2 protein-coding genes and 1 pseudogene are annotated in these 2,967 nt (G+C 71.5%); 2 read left to right on the forward strand and 1 reads right to left on the reverse strand.

What is annotated here, in order from left to right:
* Positions 1-266: pseudogene (locus DLJ59_RS00215) on the forward strand (NUDIX hydrolase); the annotation flags it as partial.
* A 343-nt stretch (positions 267-609) separates the two neighbouring features.
* Entirely contained in the window at positions 610-1,560 is a 951-nt protein-coding gene (locus DLJ59_RS00220; RefSeq protein ID WP_124770527.1) for a CDP-alcohol phosphatidyltransferase family protein, read from the forward strand.
* Between the two features lie 58 nt (positions 1,561-1,618).
* Here DLJ59_RS00220 and DLJ59_RS00225 read toward each other — a convergent pair whose 3' ends face one another.
* Entirely contained in the window at positions 1,619-2,872 is a 1,254-nt protein-coding gene (locus DLJ59_RS00225; protein WP_124770526.1) for a phosphatidylserine decarboxylase, read from the reverse strand.
* Positions 2,873-2,967 lie beyond the last annotated feature (95 nt).

Raw genomic sequence — 2,967 nt, forward strand, 5'->3', positions numbered from 1 at the left:
AGGGTTGGCAGGTGGGCCGGGTGGTGGAACTCCTTGGCGTCAACAACCTGCACAACCCGGCCGCGTACGGGCCGGAAGGTCGGCCTCTGGACTGGCATGGCGTACGGGTGATCTATCGGGTGCTGGTGGACGTACCCACTGACGCGGTGGTCACCGAATCGGCTGGTGGGTCGACGGCGCGGGCGGGGTGGTTCACCCGGGCCGAGACGGTTGACCTGCCGTTGAGCGACATCGCTGCCTTGGCAATCGGACAGAGTGGCCGATAGCACTCGGCTCGTCGAGCCGAGTTGGTGACCCTCCGGTACAGTCAAAGGCGGGAATGATGGAGGAAACGGGCGATGAGGCCCGGGATGGGAACAAGCGAGCGTTTCGCGCGGTTTGAGCCAGTTATAAGTACCGCCGGTAGCTATCGCCAAGCCATGTTCCCCTATGCGATGGTGTACTCCGCAAAACGGCTGCCGGCCATCCAAGGTCCGGCACGAGACAGCCGGACACCGCCCCACGGCGGCCAGCAGATCCGGTGATGGAGGAAACGTGCCGAGAGCCCCATGGCGCCGGCGTCGTACTACTGACAGTCCGCGCCCCGCAGGGCGTCGCTGGGCGGGCCGGTTGCGCCGCAGCAGCACGTTCGCCCGCCAGGTGCTGTTGGTCCGGGTTGGTCGCCGCGACGGCGACCTGCACCCGACCGACCTGGCCCCGACCGAGCACCGGTACGCCGATCGGCAGCGCCGTCGCTACGGCCTGGACCGGCTCAGCCGGCCGACACTGGGTGTGGACCCGACACTGAGCCTGGACCGGGCGGACATCGACGCGGTCATGCCGGTCAGCCCGGCGATGCCGCCGATGGCGCAGACCGACGAGGCCCGCTCGATCCCGCTGCTCCCCGGCGAGCGCACCATGGCGCGCCGGATGAAGTTCGGCCTGGTCAACGCCTGCACGCTGGCCAGCCTGATGCTCGGAATGCTGGCCATCTTCCTGGCCATGCAGGGCGAGGTGCGCGTCGCCGCGCTCTGCCTGATCGCCTGCGTCGGCTTCGACGGTCTGGACGGCGCACTGGCCCGACGGCTCGGTGTGGCCAGCCCGTTCGGCGCGCAGATGGACTCACTGGCCGACATGTGCTCGTTCGGTCTCGCCGCGCCGGTCGTGGTCTACGCGTCGCTCGCCGGCTCCGTCTCGACGGCCGCGGCGGCGGTGGCGTGCGCACTGGTCGCGGCGTGTGCGGCGATCCGGCTGGCCCGCTTCAACGTCTCGCCGAAGGACGGCCGGTTCTTCTGCGGGGTGCCCACCACCATGGCGGCCGCGGTGCTCGCCGTGACGGTGGCGATCGGCCTGCCGGTGCCCGGTGCCGTGCTGGTCGCCGGGGTGGCGCTGCTGGCCTTCGCGATGGTGTCGAGCTTCCCGTACGCCAAGCTCGCCCGACTGGTGAAGCTGCCGCCGTGGCTCTGGTTGGCTCCGGTGATCGGTGCGCTGGTCGACATCCGGCTGACGTTCGCCCTGATCGTGGTGGGCTACCTGGTCAGCGGGCCGGTTCTCTGGCTGCGGCAGCGTCGTACCGCCTGATCTGAGCAGACGAGAACGGGGCGCCGCGGACAGCGGCGCCCCGTTCCTCGTTCGCGGGTCAGCGCCAGCGGGCGATGACCGTGGCCCCACCGACCACCTTGTCGCCCGGCCCGACCAGCGGGTCCGCCGCCTCGGCGGGCAGGTAGACGTCGGTGCGGGAGCCGAACCGGATCAGCCCGAAGCGCTCGCCCTTGGCCAGCAGCGCGCCGATCGGCGCGCGCTGCACGATCCGGCGGGCGATCAGCCCGGTCCGCTGCGCGACGACCACCGTGCCGCGAGCGGTGTCCAGCACGGTGTACGCGGCGACGTTGTGCTCGGCGTCCGGCTTCATCGCGTTGACGAAGCCGCCGTCGGCGACGAAGTAGTCCACCACCTTGCCGGCGACCGGGGCGCGGTTGACGTGCACGTCCAGCACCGACAGGAACACTGCGATCCGCAGCCACTCGCCGTCGCCGAAGCGCTCGTCGTGCAGCCGCTGCACCGACAGGACCTTCCCGTCCGCGCTGGCGACGACGGCGCTCGGGTCCTCCGGCACGTCCCGCTCGGGATCCCGGAAGAACGCGGCGACCGGCCCGGCGGCCAGGGCCGGCAGCAGCCACAGCTTGGACGACGGACGCGCCACCCGTGCCACCGCCGCGAGGCCCAGCGCGATGCCCGCCGCCGCCACACCGTTGGAGTCGATGTGCATGCCCCGGGTCAGCGGCACGCTCGACGGCCGGTACGCGGGGGCCAGGCTGTCGGCGGTGGCCGGGCTGGCCGGGGTGAACCGCAGTCGGTAGACCCGCACCGGTGGCGAGTTGCGCAGCACCAGGTCGGCGCCGACGCCGTAGAGGGCGTCCTGTCGGGCCAGTTCGGCGGCGGCGCCCTCGGTACGGCCGGGGGTGGCAACGGTCGCCACGCTCAGCACCGCCCCGTCGGTCAAATACTTGGCCAGCCCTTCGACGCCGCTGCGGGTGGCCTCGGCGGTGCCGGTGAACACCTCACCGGCGATGACGACCGCGGCGGGTTCGGCTTCGGCCAGCGAGTCGACGACGTTCACCCGGTCGGCGACCCAGCGGCCCTGGGCGGTGACGTGCTCGCGTAGCGCCGCAGCGCCGAACGGCTCGACGGGCACCACGGTGAGCCGGTCACCGGGGAGCAGCGCCTCGACCGCCGCGGCCAGCACTACGGAGTCCGGGTTCACCCCGACCAGCAGGGCTGCCTTGGCGTCGTTGATCCGGGCCAGCTCGGCGACGAGGGTACGGGCGGCTCGCTCGCCGATGCGGACCGGACCGGACCGACCGGTGGTACGCACGGCGGGGGACTGGGTCATGTCGGGCGGGCTCCTGACGGGGGTAGAGACCTGTATCGTATACACATCTCCGAGCACACGAGACGCGTAGTAATCTCGTATGTCGTCTTCGCCTT

The sequence above is a fragment of the Micromonospora inaquosa genome (genome assembly GCF_003857055.1).
GTDB classification, from domain to species: Bacteria; Actinomycetota; Actinomycetes; order Mycobacteriales; family Micromonosporaceae; genus Micromonospora; species Micromonospora inaquosa.

What these genes read in the sequence shown, in the direction of transcription:
- DLJ59_RS00225 (WP_124770526.1), bottom strand. Translation starts at nt 2,872, where the DNA reads ATGACCCAGTCCCCCGCCGTGCGTACCACCGGTCGGTCCGGTCCGGTC.